The sequence below is a fragment of the Bradyrhizobium septentrionale genome, assembly GCF_011516645.4.
GTDB lineage: Bacteria > Pseudomonadota > Alphaproteobacteria > Rhizobiales > Xanthobacteraceae > Bradyrhizobium > Bradyrhizobium septentrionale.
The window spans coordinates 4,698,982-4,715,723 of the sequence record NZ_CP088285.1; the positions used below are offsets into that span (position 1 = coordinate 4,698,982).

12 protein-coding genes and 5 pseudogenes are annotated in these 16,742 nt (G+C 60.6%); 14 read left to right on the forward strand and 3 right to left on the reverse strand.

Annotated elements, in window-relative coordinates; translation table 11 throughout:
• Nucleotides 1–31: 31 nt before the first annotated feature.
• From hypA to ald, 10 genes and pseudogenes are all read left to right on the forward strand, one after another.
• A complete protein-coding gene (gene hypA / locus HAP48_RS24165; protein ID WP_029084745.1) occupies nt 32–373 on the forward strand; it encodes a hydrogenase maturation nickel metallochaperone HypA in 342 nt (113 codons plus the stop codon).
• On the forward strand, nt 373–1,326 hold the full coding sequence (gene hypB, locus HAP48_RS24170) for a hydrogenase nickel incorporation protein HypB (protein ID WP_029084746.1): 954 nt from the start codon (nt 373–375) through the stop codon (nt 1,324–1,326). The genes hypA and hypB overlap by 1 nt, the downstream gene beginning before the upstream one ends.
• Nucleotides 1,323–3,581: pseudogene (gene hypF / locus HAP48_RS24175) on the forward strand (carbamoyltransferase HypF). Before hypB ends, hypF begins: the two are co-directional and overlap by 4 nt.
• Nucleotides 3,582–3,630: 49 nt before the next feature.
• Nucleotides 3,631–3,819 carry a HypC/HybG/HupF family hydrogenase formation chaperone gene (locus tag HAP48_RS24180; RefSeq protein ID WP_234583993.1) on the forward strand — a complete coding sequence of 63 codons (189 nt, stop codon included), beginning with the start codon at nt 3,631–3,633 and terminating at the stop codon, nt 3,817–3,819.
• On the forward strand, nt 3,816–4,958 hold the full coding sequence (gene hypD / locus HAP48_RS24185; protein WP_029084747.1) for a hydrogenase formation protein HypD: 1,143 nt from the start codon (nt 3,816–3,818) through the stop codon (nt 4,956–4,958). The genes HAP48_RS24180 and hypD overlap by 4 nt, the downstream gene beginning before the upstream one ends.
• Nucleotides 4,955–5,921: pseudogene (locus tag HAP48_RS24190) on the forward strand (HypE family hydrogenase expression/formation protein). Before hypD ends, HAP48_RS24190 begins: the two are co-directional and overlap by 4 nt.
• A 663-nt stretch (nt 5,922–6,584) precedes the next feature.
• A pseudogene (locus tag HAP48_RS24195) lies at nt 6,585–6,839 on the forward strand (transposase); the annotation flags it as partial.
• Nucleotides 6,840–7,077: 238 nt separating this feature from the next.
• Nucleotides 7,078–8,445 carry an IS110 family RNA-guided transposase gene (locus HAP48_RS24200; protein WP_166204212.1) on the forward strand — a complete coding sequence of 456 codons (1,368 nt, stop codon included), beginning with the start codon at nt 7,078–7,080 and terminating at the stop codon, nt 8,443–8,445.
• Nucleotides 8,446–9,345 (forward strand): annotated as a pseudogene (locus tag HAP48_RS24205) (IS3 family transposase); the annotation flags it as partial. It lies immediately after the preceding gene.
• A 230-nt stretch (nt 9,346–9,575) separates the two neighbouring features.
• Nucleotides 9,576–10,683, forward strand: a pseudogene (gene ald / locus HAP48_RS24210) (alanine dehydrogenase).
• 168 nt (nt 10,684–10,851) lie between these two features.
• Here ald and tnpC read toward each other — a convergent pair.
• Genes tnpC through tnpA form a run of 3 tightly spaced genes read right to left on the reverse strand, consistent with a single transcriptional unit; the run spans nt 10,852 to nt 13,311 of the window.
• Nucleotides 10,852–12,525, reverse strand: a complete 1,674-nt coding sequence (gene tnpC / locus HAP48_RS24215; RefSeq protein ID WP_166205228.1) for an IS66 family transposase — start codon at nt 12,523–12,525, stop codon at nt 10,852–10,854.
• A gap of 46 nt (nt 12,526–12,571) precedes the next feature.
• On the reverse strand, nt 12,572–12,919 hold the full coding sequence (tnpB, locus tag HAP48_RS24220; RefSeq protein WP_063676425.1) for an IS66 family insertion sequence element accessory protein TnpB: 348 nt from the start codon (nt 12,917–12,919) through the stop codon (nt 12,572–12,574).
• Complete coding sequence (gene tnpA / locus HAP48_RS24225; RefSeq protein WP_166202956.1) at nt 12,916–13,311, reverse strand: IS66-like element accessory protein TnpA; 396 nt, start codon at nt 13,309–13,311, stop codon at nt 12,916–12,918. The genes tnpB and tnpA overlap by 4 nt, the downstream gene beginning before the upstream one ends.
• Nucleotides 13,312–13,424: 113 nt before the next feature.
• Here tnpA and HAP48_RS24230 point away from each other — a divergent pair, with 113 nt between their 5' ends.
• The 4 genes from HAP48_RS24230 (at nt 13,425) to sufC (ending at nt 16,723) form a co-directional block, all read left to right on the forward strand.
• Nucleotides 13,425–13,637 (forward strand): hypothetical protein, encoded by a 213-nt coding sequence (locus HAP48_RS24230; protein WP_156929026.1) that lies wholly within the window; start codon nt 13,425–13,427, stop codon nt 13,635–13,637.
• A 387-nt stretch (nt 13,638–14,024) separates the two neighbouring features.
• Complete coding sequence (locus HAP48_RS24235) at nt 14,025–14,219, forward strand: 4Fe-4S binding protein (protein ID WP_084518765.1); 195 nt, start codon at nt 14,025–14,027, stop codon at nt 14,217–14,219.
• Nucleotides 14,220–14,405: 186 nt separating this feature from the next.
• Nucleotides 14,406–15,902 carry a Fe-S cluster assembly protein SufB gene (gene sufB, locus HAP48_RS24240; RefSeq protein ID WP_166209454.1) on the forward strand — a complete coding sequence of 499 codons (1,497 nt, stop codon included), beginning with the start codon at nt 14,406–14,408 and terminating at the stop codon, nt 15,900–15,902.
• A 68-nt stretch (nt 15,903–15,970) separates the two neighbouring features.
• Nucleotides 15,971–16,723 (forward strand): Fe-S cluster assembly ATPase SufC, encoded by a 753-nt coding sequence (gene sufC / locus HAP48_RS24245; protein ID WP_029084741.1) that lies wholly within the window; start codon nt 15,971–15,973, stop codon nt 16,721–16,723.
• The last annotated feature ends 19 nt before the right edge of the window (nt 16,724–16,742 follow it).

A 16,742-nucleotide genomic window follows, 5' to 3' on the forward strand; every position in this document is an offset into this window, starting at 1 on the left:
GGGTTCACGCTCAATTTTCGCGAGGTTGGCGATGCATGAAATGGCGCTTTGTCTGGGCATCATCGAAATTGTCGAGGAGGAGGCGCGTCGCCGATCGATTTCGCAGGTGCGGAGCATCTGTCTGGAGATCGGGGCCCTGAGCCATGTCGCGCCCGAAGCTATTAAGTTCTGCTTCACAGCTGTCGCAACACGGACCGTCGCCGACGGCGCGGTTCTTAAAATCATCGAAGTGCCTGGCATGGCCTGGTGCATGGCCTGTTCGAAGAGTGTCGAAATTGCTCTGCGCGCTGAGTGTTGTCCTTACTGCGGCAGTTATCAGTTGCAGATAACGGCAGGCGAACAGATGCGCGTGAAAGAGCTGGAGGTCAATTGATGTGTACCGTATGCGGTTGCAGTGAAGGAATGTATTCGACCGGACGCGTCGAAGTTCATGATGCGCAAGACCACTGGCGCTATCATGCTCGTGTGCAGGACGGTGATCGCCACGGCGCCCATGTGCATGGTGATCAAAGCTTGCTGCATTCCTACCATGCTCGCCAAGAACATGCTCGCCATCATCATCCTGGCCATCCGCAGGCTCATGATGGGCAGGCCATTCAGAGCTGCGGGGCCGGTGCGGCTACCTTGAAGGTAGCGGACACGAACCGCGAGCGGGTCATTCAGGTCGGACGCGACATACTTGGCAAGAACGATAGGATCGCGGCGGATAATCGCGCGCTCTTCGTGGCCGATGACCTGCTGGCGTTTAATCTTGTGTCCAGTCCCGGTGCAGGCAAAACGTCGCTGCTCGTCCGCGCCGTGTCCGAGCTCAAGCGCACTCGCCCGATCGGGGTCATCGAAGGCGACCAACAGACCTCGAATGATGCCGAACGCGTTCGCGCGGCTGGCGTGCCGGTTGTTCAAGTCAATACCGGCAGGGGGTGCCACCTCGATGCTTCAATGATCGGCGAGGCCTACCGCCGCTTGCCGCGGCTCACGCGCGGTATTCTCTTCATCGAGAACGTCGGTAATCTGGTCTGTCCCGCAGCCTTCGACCTAGGCGAAGCCTGCAAGATCGTGATGCTATCGACCCCCGAAGGTGAAGACAAGCCGCTCAAATATCCGGATATGTTTGCCGCTTCGTCGCTCATGCTGATTAACAAGATTGATTTGACATCATTCCTTGAGTTCGATGTGAGCAAGACCATCGAGTATGCAAGGTGCGTCAATTCAAGGATCGAAGTGCTCACGGTCTCGGCGCGTACTGGCGAGGGTTTCGGCGCGCTCTATGCCTGGATCGACAATCAGGCGCATCAGAGACTCGCCGAGAGGGACACAAGGCGATGAGCGCCGCCCCCACCTGCGGCCAAACTCGGCTACGCGTGCGCGTGAGCGGAGCCGTGCAAGGGGTCGGATTTCGTCCTTACGTCTATGGCCTGGCCACGCGGTACGGATTGGCGGGGTTTGTCGTCAATGATCCAGAGGGCGTTACGATCGAGGTGGAGGGTAACCGTGCGTCGGAGTTTGTCGCCGCTTTGCCGCTTGAAGCACCACCACTGGCATGCATCGACCACATCTGCGTTCAGGAGACCGGAGCGCTCGCGGCGAAAGACTTTTCGATCGGCACCAGCGAAGGTGGCAAGTCGTCAACGCGGATCGTCGCCGATGCCGCGACCTGCCAGCTGTGCATCAGTGAGTTGTTCGATCCGAAAAGTCGCCATTACCGTTATCCCTTCATTAGTTGCTCGCATTGCGGCCCGCGCTATACCATCTCCGAACAGCTTCCCTACGATCGCCGAAACACGGTCATGAAGGCCTTTAGGCTGTGTGCCGCCTGCGTCAGCGAATATCTCGATCCGGCGAGTCGCAGGTTCCATGCGGAGGCGATCGCGTGTCCGACATGCGGCCCACGGCTCAGCCATGGAATCAACGCTATTGTCGCGGCAATCGTCGAGGGCCAAACCGTGGCGATAAAGGGGCTGGGCGGATACCAGCTGCTTTGCGACGCGCGCAACCAGGGCGCGGTGCAGCGTTTGCGCGGCAGAAAGCGGCGTCTTGAGAAGCCATTCGCGGTCATGGTCGGTTCCATAGAGCGGGTCAATGAGATCGCGGAAGCGAATGAGCCCGAGTTCGCGCTACTCGAATCCGTAGCTCGTCCCGTCGTCCTTCTACGTTCGCGCCATAATTTAGCACCCGCGATAGCTCCCGGCTTATCGCGGGTAGGTGTCATGCTGCCCGCGGCCCCGCTGCATCACCTCATCTTTCAGGTGCTTCGTTCGACCGGAGTATCGCTTGTGGGGACTGGCCCCGTCATCGTTGCCACCAGTGCCAATCTTTGTGGCGAACCGCTGCTGATCGACAACGCGCAGGCGCTGCGGCGGCTTGAGGGAATCGCCGACCTTGTCGTGACCCATGATCGCGAGATCCTAACGCGTGCGGATGACTCCGTCGTGTCGGTTGTGGCGGGCCGCCCCCAACGCATTCGTCGCGCCCGTGGCTATGTTCCAGAAACCGATCCGGCTTGCGAGATCTGTGCCGTCCGTACTCGCTGTTGGCGGTGCGTTGAAGTCGACCATCACCGTCACGCGGAACAACGAAGCGTTCGTCTCCCAGCATATTGGCGATCTCGATACGGCCGAAAGCATTCGTGTGTTTGAAGAGACGATTCGTCATCTCACATCGATTCTTGACGTCGAACCTGCCATCATCGCCCATGATCTGCATCCCAATATGGCGTCCACGCGCTTTGCGGAGGCAAGCGGCCGCGCGCTGGTCGCTGTCCAGCATCACCACGCGCATGCTGCCGCCGTCATCGCTGAGCACGGTCATGCGGGACCTACGCTTGCCCTGGTGCTCGACGGCCATGGCTTTGGCTCGGACGGCGGAAACTGGGGTGGCGAGCTGTTGTTGTGCGAAGGAACGAGGTGTCGGCGCATCGGACATTTCGCTCCTCTGCAAATGCCTGGTGGAGATCGTGCTGCGCGCGAGCCGTGGCGCATGGCGAGCGCAATGTTGCAGTTGCTTGGCAGGGGAACCGAAATCGGCCATCGCTTTGCAGCGCAACGCCAGTCTGAGCGCGTGCGCGCATTGCTAAATCAGCAGGGCGGGACCATCACAACCAGCGCGGGCCGGTTGTTTGATGCGGCGGCGGCGCTGCTGGGCATTGCGAGTTTGCAGAGCTATGAGGGCGAGGCCGCAATGAAGCTCGAGGCGCTGGTGCGGCGGACTGAGATTCTCGATGCCGGCTGGACGATGGATGGCGGCGTGCTGTCGCTTCGTCCGCTTTTTGAGCACTTGATTACAGACAACGTAGGCGCCACGGACGGAGCGGGGCTGTTTCATGGCACTCTCGCCGCCGCTTGCATTGACTGGGTTACGCGCTTTGCGCGAACAACCGGCGTCAATACCGTCGTCCTAAGCGGCGGCTGCTTTTTGAACGCGGTGCTGGCTGACCAAATTACGCGCGGGTGCAGCAGCGCCGGTCTCACCCCGCTGATGCCACGGCAGGTACCTCCCAATGATGGCGGTTTGAGCCTTGGCCAGGCGTGGATTGCCGCCCTGCGGATTGCTGAACAGCGTCAGCCCTGGAAGGAACAGTCTGATATGTGTCTTTCGGTCCCGGCTAAGATCGCAAAAATGCTTCCCGACGACATGGCGATCGTATCCATAGATGGCGTCAGCCTGGAAATATCGATCGCACTCATCGACGAGCTCGACGTCGGCGACTGGGTCCTCGTTCATGTCGGCTACGCGCTGGCCAAGATCGACCCGATCGAAGCCAAGCGTACGTTGAAGCTCCTGCAAGAGCTAGGCAGTGCAGCACCGGAACTCCGATCATGAAATATGCCGACGAATTTCGCGACAAGACCTTGGCGCAGGGAATAGCGCGTGCGATTGGCGCCGAAGCTGGTCCGCATAGGGCCTATCGGTTCATGGAATTCTGCGGCGGACACACACATGCGATCTCCCGCTACGGCCTGGTGGACTTGCTGCCCGCGAACGTCCGCATGATCCACGGGCCTGGTTGTCCCGTCTGCGTTCTGCCCGCGAGCCGGATCGACATGGCGATCCGGCTCGCCGAGCGCCCGGGGGTCATCCTGTGCGTTTACGGCGACCTGATGCGCGTGCCCGGGTCGCAAGGACAGTCATTGCTGGGAGCCAAGGCGCTAGGCGCTGACATTCGGATGGTTTACTCGACGATCGACGCTATTCGGCTCGCCGAACAGGCGCCGAGCCGGGACGTGGTCTTCTTTGCCATTGGATTTGAGACTACGACGCCACCGACGGCGGTGATGATCCGGATTGCCGAGAAGAAGCGGCTGAAGAGCCTCAGCGTGTTCTGCAACCACGTGCTTACACCGTCCGCCATGCACAGCATTCTCGAGAACCCGAAGATCCGCAATATCGGCGGGGGCGCAATTGATGGCTTCGTCGGGCCTGCACATGTCAGCACCATCATCGGTACGCGACCTTACGAACCTCTGGCAGAACAATTCGGTAAGCCGATCGTGATCGCGGGATTTGAACCGCTCGACGTCATGCAGGCGATCCTGATGCTGGTGCGGCAAGTGAACGAAGGCCGCTGCGGCGTGGAAAATCAATACAGCCGTGCGGTTACGCGCGAAGGCAATCAGCGCGCCAAGGACGAGGTCTCGCAGATATTCGAACTGCGTGAGCAGTTCGAATGGCGTGGACTTGGACTCGTACCCAAAAGCGGACTGAAGCTGAAGCGGGCATACGCGAGATTTGACGCCGAGGCGCGTTTTGCGATGCACGAACTGCGTGTCGCTGACAATCCAGCGTGCGAGTGCTGCGCAATTCTGCGCGGCGCCAAGCGGCCGGTCGACTGCAAGCTGTTTGGAACTGCTTGCACGCCGGAAAATCCCATAGGAGCCTGCATGGTCTCATCGGAGGGCGCTTGCGCCGCGTATTGGACGTATGGCCGAGTTCGCGATGATCAGCTGGGACGGTTGTCATGAGCGTAAAGGCCAATCAACGCAGACTTGATGTCGAGAACGGACGCATTGATCTTTCTCACGGGTCCGGGGGCCGTGCCATGGCGCAGCTAATCTCGGACATTTTTCACCGAGCCTTCGGTAACGAATGGCTCGCCCGCTGCAATGATCAATCGGCGTTTGATGTTGCAACAGGCAGAATGGTGATGACGACGGACGGCTATGTGGTTTCACCGCTGTTCTTTCCTGGCGGCAATATCGGGTCACTCGCTGTGAACGGCACGATCAATGATGTCGCTATGGCCGGCGCGCGTCCGCTCTATCTATCGGCTAGCTTTATCATCGAGGAGGGGTTCCGATTTTCGGATCTGCAAACGATTGCGGATTCGATGGGCGTAGCGGCGCGCGACGCCGGCGTTCCTGGCCGATGCGCTCGATCTCTCGGCCGACAAGGCAAGGGTTGGCGACCGTGTCCTGGTGTCCGGTAGCCTCGGCGATCATGGGGTGGCGATCATGTCAAGGCGCCAGAACGTCGCCTTTCAAATCGAGATCGGCTCGGAATCAGCCGCGCTGCACGACCTCGTAGCCGTCATGGTTGCGGCCGGTGGCAGCGGTATCCGGGTGATGCGTGACCCCACGCGTGGCGGCCTTGCCGCCTCGCTCAACGAGATTGCGCATCAATCGGGCCTCGGCTTCCGTCTGCAGGAAGCCGCCATTCCTGTGAAGCCTGCGGTTGCGGCGACCTGCGAACTCCTTGGGCTTGATCCGATCCATGTCGCTAACGAGGGCAAGCTCGTTGCGATCGTCGCGCCTGATTCTGCTGATGCTGTGCTTGCAGCCATGAAGGCGCATCCGCTCGGGTGCGATGCAGCTGATATTGGAGAGGCGGTAGCTGACGATCACAAGTTTGTGCAGATGGCGACCAGTTTCGGTGGCGGACGAGTTGTCGATTGGCTGTCGGGCGAACAATTGCCTCGGATCTGTTGAACATGTCACGCCCAACTGCGGCGGGCATGAGGGGGCACGCATCAGCGGTTATTAGCCATTCAAAAAAATGAGCTAAAGTCTACGACCTGCCCAGCTGGCGGACTGTGATGCTCGCTCTTCCAGAAATTCGGCAAGGCTGGATTTTCATTTGTGGCATTCCCAAGCCGCGAACCCAGTCCCAAGCGTTTTATTCATGCGCCATCCGTCGCACACCCAAAGTCGTTGCTCCCCACTTGACACTTCGAGGTTAAGGTGAGGCGAAAGGCGCTCTTACGAGGCTCTTTACAGCGCCTTGGCTCAAGTCGCGCCGCTTAGTTTGTAGCCTAGTGTCGCACAAGAGCAGCTTAGAAATAAGAGATCATCGATCTGCTCCCCTGAATCTCGGCGGCTTAGGAGAAGGCACTGACACCGAGGTCCGTGCATTCGCCGACCTCGTGCATAGCCAACGCGTGATTCGCAGGTAATGAGATGAGAATAGGTTTGGTCCAGAGCGGAAGGACCCTGTCATCGCGGCGAAGGTAGTTCTGTAGACGTTTTCAAGACGCCCACGGATCCGTTATATGATTTTTTCAGCGCGGGTGCCATTGCGGTCGAGAGCCTGTTTGAGCTGCTGCCGGTTTGATGGACACCGAGATTAGGTGTTTCATGAAGCCGGAGGTGGCGATGAAAAGACGGAAGTTCAGCCGCGAGTTCAAGGTCGAGGCGGTCAAGCTGGTGCGGCAACGTGGGGTGTCGGTGGCGCAAGCTGGCCGTGACCTGGATGTTCATGAGAATGTTCTCCGCAAATGGGTGAAGGAGTTGGGCTCCGACCCGGCGCAAGCCTTTCCCGGCCACGGGCAGATGAAGCCGGAGCAGCAGGAGATCGAGCGGCTGCGCCGTGAGGTCGCCAAGCTGAAGGCCGAGCGGGATATCCTAAAAAACTGTCCAGCGCCGTGGCGTGCCTGCGCGGGGTAGAAACAGCCTTGTGCTATCGTCTGAGGCCGGGAGGGTAGCGGCCGTCAGCTTATTGGAGGCACTGTCCCCGTTAAAAAACGTGGTCCATGGGTGCATGCGGACTTGAGAGTGGTGACGGCGCTCCGGCGGCGATCCCGATTAGGAAGATGACAAATTGGCATAACCCAGACCCTCCTGCCCATGATTGGACGGAGGACCCGCAATGCTCAAGACGACAACTGCAGATCGCCCGGAATTGAAGCCAGTCAACGTCGGGGCGGCTGCCATCGACATCGGATCAAAGATGCACATGGCCGCCGTGAACCCGGCCTGCACCGATGTCCCAGTGCGCACGTTCAGCACGTTCACACAGGACCTGCATAGTCTGGCGGACTGGTTCAAGACATGCGGTGTGACCAGCGTCGCGATGGAATCCACTGGCGTCTATTGGATCCCGGTCTACGAGATTCTGGAGCAGCGCGGGTTCGAGGTCATTCTGGTCAACGCGCGGTATGCCAAGAATGTGCCCGGGCGCAAGACCGATGTCAGCGATGCTGCGTGGTTACGCCAGCTTCATTCCTATGGGCTGTTACGCGGCAGCTTCCGTCCCGATGCCGAGATTGCGACCCTGCGCGCTTATCTGCGCCAGCGGGAGCGGCTGGTTGAATATGCTGCCGCCCATATCCAGCACATGCAGAAGGCTCTGATGGAGATGAACCTGCAGCTCCATCATGTCGTCTCGGATATCACCGGAGCGACTGGTATGCGGATTATCCGAGCCATTGTTGCAGGCGAGCGCAATCCCGACGTTCTGGCAACCTATCGAGACGTGCGCTGCCATTCTTCAACGGAGACGATCCGCGCGGCGCTGATCGGCAACGACCGGGAGGAACATGTCTTCGCTCTGACCCAATCGCTGGAACTCTACGACATCTACCAGGCGAAGATGCTGGACTGCGACCGCAAGCTCGAAGTCTTGATCGCCGCGCTTAGCAACAGAGAAGCAAAGCCGGTCGGAAAGCTATCCCAGCCACGCGTAAAGACCAAGCAGGTCAACACACCCACCTTCGATGTCAGGACCGCGCTGTACGGTGTGCTCGGCGTTGATCTGACTGAGATCCATGGGCTGGGTCCGTCACTCGCATTGAAGCTCGTCGGCGAGTGCGGCAAGGATCTGAGGGCGTGGCCAACCGCCAAGCACTTCACCTCTTGGCTCTGCCTCGCACCCGGCAACAAAATCTCCGGTGGCAAGGTACTATCTTCACGCACGCGGAGATCCTCCAGCCGGGCAGCCGCACTACTGCGATTGGCAGCCACAACCGTGGGGCGGAGCGATACGGCGCTCGGAGCATTCTATCGCCGGCTGTCCTCACGCGCGGGCAAGTCGAAGGCGGTGACGGCGACCGCCCGCAAGATTGCAGTTTTATTCTACAACACACTCCGGCATGGCATGAGCTACAGGGATCCAGGTGCCGACCAATATGAGCGACAATATCGCAGCCGCGTCCTCGCTAACCTTCAGCGCCGGGCCAAATCGCTCGGCTTTGTCTTGCAGGCCATTCCGTGCAACGCCAATCAGGCTGTTTCTTAGGAAGGCCGCAGCCTACTTCGCGAAGGAAGCGACATGAAGTTCGCCTTCGTCGCGAAGCACCGGACGATCTGGCCGGTGGCATGGCTATGCGATGCGCTGGGAGTGTCGCGGTCGGGCTTCCATGCCTGGCTGAACCGCTCTCCCAGCGCCAGATCCCGCAGCGACGAGGAGCTCGGCGGCAAGGTCAAGGCCAGCTTCGCCGCCAGCGACCGCACCTATGGCGCACGCCGGGTGTGGCGTGACCTGCTCGCCGACGGGGCGGATTGCGGCCTGCACCGGATTGAGCGGCTGATGCGCCTGCAAGGCTTGCGGGCGCGGCCGCGACGTCGGCGCTTACCGAAGGACAGCGGCGATCGACAGCTCGAGACCGTACCGGCGAACCTCCTTGACCGGCAGTTCGCCGCCGAGCGGCCGAACCAGAAGTGGATCGCCGACTTCACCTATCTCTGGACGGCCGAAGGCTGGCTCTATGTCGCAGCGGTGATCGACCTGTTCTCACGCCGCGTGGTGGGCTGGTCGATGAGTGCCGCCATGACGGCACAGCTCGTGACGGACGCATTGTTGATGGCCGTCTGGCGGCGCGGCAAGCCGGATGCGCTGTTGCATCACTCCGACCAGGGCAGCCAGTACACCAGCGAGCAGTTCCAGCGCCTGATGGCCGACCACGGCATCGTTTGCAGCATGAGCCGCTCCGGCAACGTCTGGGACAACGCGGCGATGGAGAGCTTCTTCTCCTCGCTCAAGACCGAGCGTACGGCCAACAAGATTTATCAAACCAGAGATGAGGCACGCGCCGATGTGTTCGACTACATCGAACGATTTTACAACACGACCCGCAGGCACTCGACCATCGGCTATCTCAGCCCGGTTGAGTTCGAGCGCAAGGTGGGATTAGCTTAAGCGGGTGTCCATCAAACCGGCAGCAGCTCAGTTCGCGTCGGCTGCGGAGGGCTCGATCGTTGAGCTCAGCGAGTATGGTTATCTAAGCCACTCAGCATCTTGCCGCATCTTGTTTGAAATCCTGCGCAGCTGGTCAAAGATCGCTGAATTCCTGCGCTATTGTGGCGCTCGCGTCGCAGTATCGTTACGTACTTCCGATTAGAAAGCCGCTCCAGGCAGGCAGTTTTCAAATGAAGGTCGGAGTCCCCAAGGAAATCAAGGCGCACGAATATCGCGTGGGCCTTACCCCTGGAGCTGTCCGCGAATACGTGGCGGCGGGCCACCGCGTGATGATCGAGACCGATGCTGGCGCGGGCATTGGCGCGACGGATGAAGATTATCGCAACGCCGGCGCAACGATTCTGGCGTCCGCAGTCGAGGTATTCGCGTCGAGCGAGATGATCGCAAAGGTTAAGGAGCCTCAGCCGTCCGAATGGAGCCAGCTGCGGGAGAGCCAGATCCTCTTCACTTATCTGCATCTGGCCCCGGACCCCGAGCAGGCCAAGGGGCTCCTAAAATCTGGGTGCACCGAGATCGCCTATGAGACCGTAACTGATGAGCAAGGGGCCATTGCTGGCGCCTATGAGCGAGGTCGCGGATAGGCTTGCGATTGAAGGGGCGGGTAGCGCCCTGAGGCGTAGTGCTGGCGGACGAGGGCTGTTGATCGGTGGAGTGCCCGGTGTTCAGCCGGCCCGGATCGTGGTGATTGGAGGTCGCGTCGTTGGTACGCACGCGGCGCGCATGGCGATCGGTTTGGGTGCAGAGGTCACCATCATCGACCGCTCGATACCCCGGCTCCGCGAACTGGACGAGCTTTTTGAAGGGCGCGTTCGGGCCAGATTCTCGACCATCGACGCCGTGGAGGAAGAGGTATTTGCGGCCGATGTTGTGATTGGTGCGGTACTTGTTCCAGGTGCGAGCGCGCCGAAGCTCGTTCGGCGGGGTATGCTGAGTTCGATGCGTAAGAGGGCGGTGATCGTGGACGTCGCTATCGATCAGGGCGGCTGCTTTGAGACATCGCACCCAACCACTCACGCTGATCCAACCTGCGAAGTGGATGGCGTCATTCATTATTGCGTGGCCAATATGCCCGGCGCCGTGCCGCTGACCTCAAGCCAGGCACTGAATAACGCCACGCTGCCGTTTGGTTTGGCACTGGCCAACAAGGGGTTTGTCGCCGCGCTCGAAAATCCGCACCTGCGCGCGGGCCTCAATGTCCATCGGGGCCGGCTAACTTACAAGGCCGTGGCCGAGAGCCTCGGGTTGCCTTTCTCACCGATCGAACAGGCTGCGGCCTGATCCCAGAGGCCCTTACGGGCGTTTCCTCCCTGACTTGGGCCACCCTTCGGGGTGGTTTTTTTCGGCTCGATCAATTTGCTAACCGTACGCATACGACGGAGGCCGCCTGATTGACGCATGCGCGCGGGCACGGCGAGGTCTATGATGGCATTGGGTGAAGGGTGAAGGTCAGGCGGCCTGCTGATTGGCTGGCTTGTCGGCCTGGCGCAGGAGCTTCCATTCCCAGGGCAAGAGCTCGTGCAGACGCGATGCGGGATGATCGGCGATACGGGCCAGGACGTCGGCGAGCCAGGCCTTGGGATCGACGTCGTTGAGGCGACAGGTCGTGATCATCGTCAGCATGATGGCGGCACGGTCGGCGCCGCGTTGGCTGCCGGCGAAGGTCCAGTTGCGCCTTCCCAAGGCGATGCCTCTCAATGCGCGCTCAGCGCAATTGTTGGTCAAGCAGATCCTGCCGTCGTCGAGGAAGCGGGCGAAGCCGTCCCAGCGCCTGAGCATGTAGTTAATCGGCTTCAGGACCTCGGAGGAACGCGAGAGGGTTTCGCGCTCGCGGAGCAGCCAGGCATGCATGTCCTCGAGAAGTGACTTACTCTGTTCCTGGCGAGCGGCACGCCGCTCGCCGGCACCGCGGCCGTTGATGGCGCGCTCGATCTCGAACAACGTATCGAGGCGTCTGACAGCCTCCAGCGCGATCGGGGAGACCGGTTTGCCTTTCTTGCCTTCCCGAGCATTTTTCTCGATATCAGCCAGCTCGAAGAAGCCCCGCCGCGCATGGGCCACGCAAAACGCCGGCGTAATCGGCAGCGCCTTCTTCTGCGGGTCGAACAGCGGCTCGAAGCCGCTGTAGCAATCCGCCTGCAAGATGCCGGCGAAGGCGGCCAGATGTCTCTGTGGATGCTCGCCTCGTCGGTCGCTCGAGGCGTAATAGACCGCTGCCGGCGGCGCAGGCCCGGCGAACGGCCGGTCATCCCGCACATAAGTCCAGATCCGCCCGGTCGTGCACTTGCCCTTCGCCAGAATACGGATGGTGGTGTCGTCGCCATGAAGGCGCTCGGCAGCGAGCACGTGGCGTTCGATCAAGTGGAAGAGCGGCATGACGGCGAAGGTCCCGTGGCCGACCTGGTCGGCCAGCGTCGACAACGGCAGGTCGATCCCCTCGGCCTTAAAGCGCGCACTCTGGCGGTTGAGCGGGATATGCATGCCGAACTTGTCGAACAGGATCGTCGCCAGCAATTGTGGGCCGATGAAGCCGCGCGGCGTGGCATGGAACGGCGCGGGCGGCTGGCTGATCTTCTCGCAATCGCGGCAGGTGAACTTCTCGCGTACCGTCTCGATCAGCTTGAAGCGGCGCGGGATCTCCTCCAGCGTCTTGGTCACATCCTCACCGATCTTCGCCAGCCGCGATCCACCGCAGCAGGCGCAGGTCGTTGGAGTCTCAATGACGACGCGCTCGCGTTCGATATCGTCAGGCCATGGCTTGCGCACCGGCCGCTTGCGCATGAAGGGGCGGACGTTCTGCGTCTTCGCCGCTGCGGCCTGTGCGGCAAGCTCATCCTCGCTCGCCGTGGTGACGAGTTCTTCGAGCTCCAACTCCAACTGCTCGAGCAGCCGTGCCGAGCGCTCGGATCGCTGCCCGTGCAGTTCGCGTTTCAGCTTCTCGATGCGCAACTCGAGATGAGCGATCAGCGCCTCGGTATCCGACAGTTTCGCCTGCGCATTCGCGGCTTGCGCCTGCCAGTTGGCGGCCTTCGCCTCGGCTTTCTGTCGCGCCTCACGCTCGGCCTGCAGCGCCGCCAGGGCACTGACAAGGTCCGATGGAAGATCATCCGGCTTCGATATCATGGAGCCATTGAATCAGATCGAGCAGCAGATTCAAACCGTAAAACGACTATCCGACCCGCGTCGGACGCTGGGTTTCTTGAGGGTTGCGCCAATCGATCCCGGACAACAGATAGCTCAACTGCGCCGGAGAGATCGTTACCGATTCACCAGCAACCGATGGCCAGATGAACCTGCCTCTCTCGAGTCTTTTGGTGAACAAGCAGGCGCCCTGGCCATCGTGCCAAATGACCTTCAATAGATCACCGCGTTTGCCCCGGAAGCAGAAAAGACCGCCGCCCATGGCGTCGCGCTTGAGCACTTCCTGCACGCGCAGAGCCAGGCTCGGAAAGCCGCACCGCATGTCGGTATGGCCCGTCGCCAGCCACACCCGCACGCCCGTCGGGATCGGGATCATCGGCGCGCCAGGCCCCGAGCAATTCGAACGACCGCCTCGATATCCGCACCGGGGCCGAAGACCACGCGCAGCCCCTGAGGGCTCACGATTTCGATCTGACCTGTCTCGACAGCTTCCGTCGTTGGCGGCGTACTTGCCGCAACTATCGCAGGGACGAATGTCGGGCCGATCGAATCCTCTTCGGCCGGATCATGACAGGTCCAAGCCTTGCGCCAGCTCAGCAGAAGCTGACGTGATATCCCATACCGGCGAGCCGTCGCCGACACCAGTCGTGGCCCCGAGAAGCTCTCCTCTACGATTCTGAGCTTCTCCGCACGCGTCCAGCGTCGCCGCCGACCGGTCTCCACCAAATCCATGCGGCTCAGCACCGCACTGTCCTTATGTCCGTCCATAAGGACAGTCAGCTACAGATCGGAAAAACTCGCAAGACGGCCGCCCTCGGACGGATACTGCTAACCAGCGCGGGCGGATGTTTGAAACGCGAAGCGAAGCCGGGGAACACCAGATGATCGCGCTTGGCTTTCAGTTGCCCCATGATGCGAGGCAATGTGCCTTTGCCCGTACAGGGCATATGAATGCAGGTTACCGGTCATCTTCGGGGCTTGAAAAGCGGGTGCCGCGGCACCTAAACGCCGCGATCATCGGAGTGACTTTGTCTGGCGCGATCGCCGCGACAGTTTCTGGCTCTGCGGTGGAGATGTGCGTCGTGCCGGTGTAACCCCCGCCGGTTGTTCATCGTGGCGCTTTAGTCGAATCCGCCGCCATTCCGGTGAGCAGAACCAATAACATGGGGCCCGGCCGACCTGGCGGCGGAGCACTCGGGAAGAGGCGACCCGATCGCAGCCGCGTGACCGCGGCCATGGGAAGGATCGCGCCATAGGGCTGGCGGACGCAGTTCACGTGGTTGGCTGACCGCCGTCATTGATCGTGCGCGCCACGGCACCGAGATCAAGCCACTATGATTCCGAATGTAGAGTTTGCGACACGCCGTCGAGGCGGCGACATGCGCTCTGGAAGATAGCCGAGGCAAATCAGCCCAGACTGATTGGCACGAGACTTGAAGGCAAGACGCTGTCCCGCACCTTCTGCTTATGGAACCGCAGTGATGGCCTACAAGATAATCGCGTCCCAGTGCACCGTCTGCGGTGCGTGTGAGTTCGAATGTCCCAACGCTGCGATTAGCCTGAAGAACGACATATATGTGATCGATCCGACCAAGTGCACCCAATGCGAAGGAAATTCTGACGCGCCGCAGTGCGCCGTCGTTTGCCCGGTGCCCGAGACCTGTGTGCCGACATAGGGAATTAGCTGATGAGTGGGGCCCCGGCGCGAAACAGAATGAAGACACCACTGAGAGCGGCAGCCTACCGGCTTCGTCGATCGATTCTCTTACGCGCTGGCCCCGAGTGGTCCTAACTTGTGGGATCAGTTCGGAGAGGGCGCGCCGGAACTGGTTGGAGTTGTCTTTGCGCGAGCGGAGCAGGCAATGGTAGCTGTAGAAGAGACGGTCGAGCGCGTCCGGCGCATCGACGTTGACCAGTATCGATATGGGTTTGAGACGCAGATCGAGTCCGACAAGGCCCCGAAGGGGCTGTCGGAAGACACCGTCCGCTTCATCTCTGCAAAGAAGAATGAGCCGGCCTGGATGCTGGAATGGCGTCTGGAGGCGTATCGCCGCTGGCTGACCATGACCGAGCCGACCTGGGCGCGCGTCAACTATCCGAAGATCGACTATCAGGACATCTACTACTACGCGGCGCCGAAGCCCAAGAAGACGCTGTCCTCGATCGACGAGATCGATCCGGAAATCCTCAAGACCTACGAGAAGCTCGGCATTCCCTTGCGCGAGGTTGCGATCCTCGAAGGCGTCGAGCCGCCGCCTGGTGGCGCGCTGTCGCCCAGCCGCAAGATCGCGGTCGACGCCGTGTTCGATTCGGTGTCGGTGGCGACCACCTTCCAGAAGGAGCTGAAGGCGGCCGGCGTGATCTTCATGCCGATCTCGGAGGCGATCCGCGAGCATCCCGAGCTGGTGCAGAAATATCTGGGTACCGTGGTGCCGACCACGGACAATTACTTCGCGACGCTGAACTCGGCGGTGTTCTCCGACGGCTCGTTCGTTTACGTGCCGCCGGGCGTGCGTTGCCCGATGGAGCTGTCGACCTATTTCCGCATCAACGAGCGCAACACCGGCCAGTTCGAGCGCACGCTGATCATCGCCGACAAGGGCTCCTACGTCTCCTATCTCGAAGGCTGCACCGCGCCGCAGCGCGACGAGAACCAGTTGCACGCCGCCGTGGTGGAGTTGGTCACACTCGACGATGCCGAGATCAAGTATTCGACGGTGCAGAACTGGTACCCCGGCAATTCCGAGGGCAAGGGCGGCATCTACAATTTCGTCACCAAGCGCGGCGACTGCCGCGGCAGGAATTCCAAGATCTCCTGGACCCAGGTCGAGACCGGTTCGGCGATCACCTGGAAATATCCGAGCTGCATCCTGCGCGGCGACAATTCGAGCGGCGAGTTCTACTCGATCGCGATCTCGAACGGCTTCCAGCAGGTCGATAGCGGCACCAAGATGATCCACCTCGGCAAGAACACGTCGAGCCGGATCATCTCCAAGGGCATCGCCGCCGGCAAATCGCAGAACACCTATCGCGGCCTCGTCAGTGCGCACCGTAAAGCCACCGGCGCGCGCAACTACACCGCCTGCGATTCGCTCCTGATCGGCGACAAATGCGGCGCGCACACCGTGCCCTATGTCGAGGCCAAGAACTCCTCGGCAACGTTCGAGCACGAAGCGACCACGTCGAAGATCTCCGAGGACGTGCTGTTCTACTGCGTGCAGAGAGGCTTGAGCGAGCAACAGGCCCTTGGCCTTGTCGTCAATGGCTTCGCCAAGGACGTTCTGCAAAAACTGCCGATGGAGTTCGCGGTGGAAGCGCAGAAGCTGATCTCGATCTCGCTCGAAGGGTCCGTCGGATAGCCAACCGTCCCGCGGGACCTCCCGAGTGCGGCTCACCCGGGATGATGCATTTCAGGAGATAGATCAGAATGGCGCTACTCGAAGTTCGAGATTTGCATGCCGGCATGGACGAGCGCGAAATTCTTCGCGGGTTCGATCTTACGGTCAACGCGGGTGAGGTACACGCGATCATGGGGCCGAACGGCTCCGGAAAGACCACGCTCAGCCACATTATTTCCGGCAAGCCCGGGTATCAAGTGAGTGCAGGCCAAATCCTGTTCAACGATGAAGATCTTCTCGCGATGGAACCGGAGGAGCGCGCTGGCAAGGGGATATTTCTTGCGTTTCAGTATCCGGTGGAAATTCCCGGCGTGACCACCATGAACTTCCTGCGTACGGCGTTGAACGCTCAGCGTAAAGCGCGCGGGCAAAAGGAATTCTCCACGCCCGATTTTCTCAAAAGGGCCCGCGAGATAGCCAAGTCGCTCAACATCCCACAAGGCATGCTGAAGCGCGGCTTCAATGTCGGATTTTCCGGCGGCGAGAAAAAGCGCAACGAGATTTTGCAGATGGCGCTATTCGAGTCGAGCCTGTGCATCTTGGATGAGATAGATTCCGGCCTCGATATCGACGCGCTGCGCATCGTCTCCAACAGTATCAACGCTCTGCGTTCGCCGGAACGGGCGATGATCGTGATCACCCACTATCGGCGGCTTCTCGACTATATAGCGCCGGATTTTGTGCATGTGATGTCCAAAGGGCGGGTAAGGAAGCGCGGCGGCAGAGAACTCGCGCTGGAGCTCGAGGCTTGTGGCTACGCTCAATTTGAAGGTGCGGCCTGACCTCTCAAGAGATTTCCTG

Excerpts from the sequence above, each read along its gene's own strand:
- hypA (WP_029084745.1), top strand. The coding sequence starts at position 32 with ATGCATGAAATGGCGCTTTGTCTGGGCATCATCGAAATTGTCGAGGAG.
- hypB (WP_029084746.1), top strand. The coding sequence starts at position 373 with ATGTGTACCGTATGCGGTTGCAGTGAAGGAATGTATTCGACCGGACGC.
- HAP48_RS24180 (WP_234583993.1), top strand. The coding sequence starts at position 3,631 with ATGGCGATCGTATCCATAGATGGCGTCAGCCTGGAAATATCGATCGCA.
- hypD (WP_029084747.1), top strand. The coding sequence starts at position 3,816 with ATGAAATATGCCGACGAATTTCGCGACAAGACCTTGGCGCAGGGAATA.
- HAP48_RS24200 (WP_166204212.1), top strand. The coding sequence starts at position 7,078 with ATGCTCAAGACGACAACTGCAGATCGCCCGGAATTGAAGCCAGTCAAC.
- tnpC (WP_166205228.1), bottom strand. The coding sequence starts at position 12,525 with ATGATATCGAAGCCGGATGATCTTCCATCGGACCTTGTCAGTGCCCTG.
- tnpB (WP_063676425.1), bottom strand. The coding sequence starts at position 12,919 with ATGATCCCGATCCCGACGGGCGTGCGGGTGTGGCTGGCGACGGGCCAT.
- tnpA (WP_166202956.1), bottom strand. The coding sequence starts at position 13,311 with ATGGACGGACATAAGGACAGTGCGGTGCTGAGCCGCATGGATTTGGTG.
- HAP48_RS24230 (WP_156929026.1), top strand. The coding sequence starts at position 13,425 with ATGATCGCGCTTGGCTTTCAGTTGCCCCATGATGCGAGGCAATGTGCC.
- HAP48_RS24235 (WP_084518765.1), top strand. The coding sequence starts at position 14,025 with ATGGCCTACAAGATAATCGCGTCCCAGTGCACCGTCTGCGGTGCGTGT.
- sufB (WP_166209454.1), top strand. The coding sequence starts at position 14,406 with ATGGTAGCTGTAGAAGAGACGGTCGAGCGCGTCCGGCGCATCGACGTT.
- sufC (WP_029084741.1), top strand. The coding sequence starts at position 15,971 with ATGGCGCTACTCGAAGTTCGAGATTTGCATGCCGGCATGGACGAGCGC.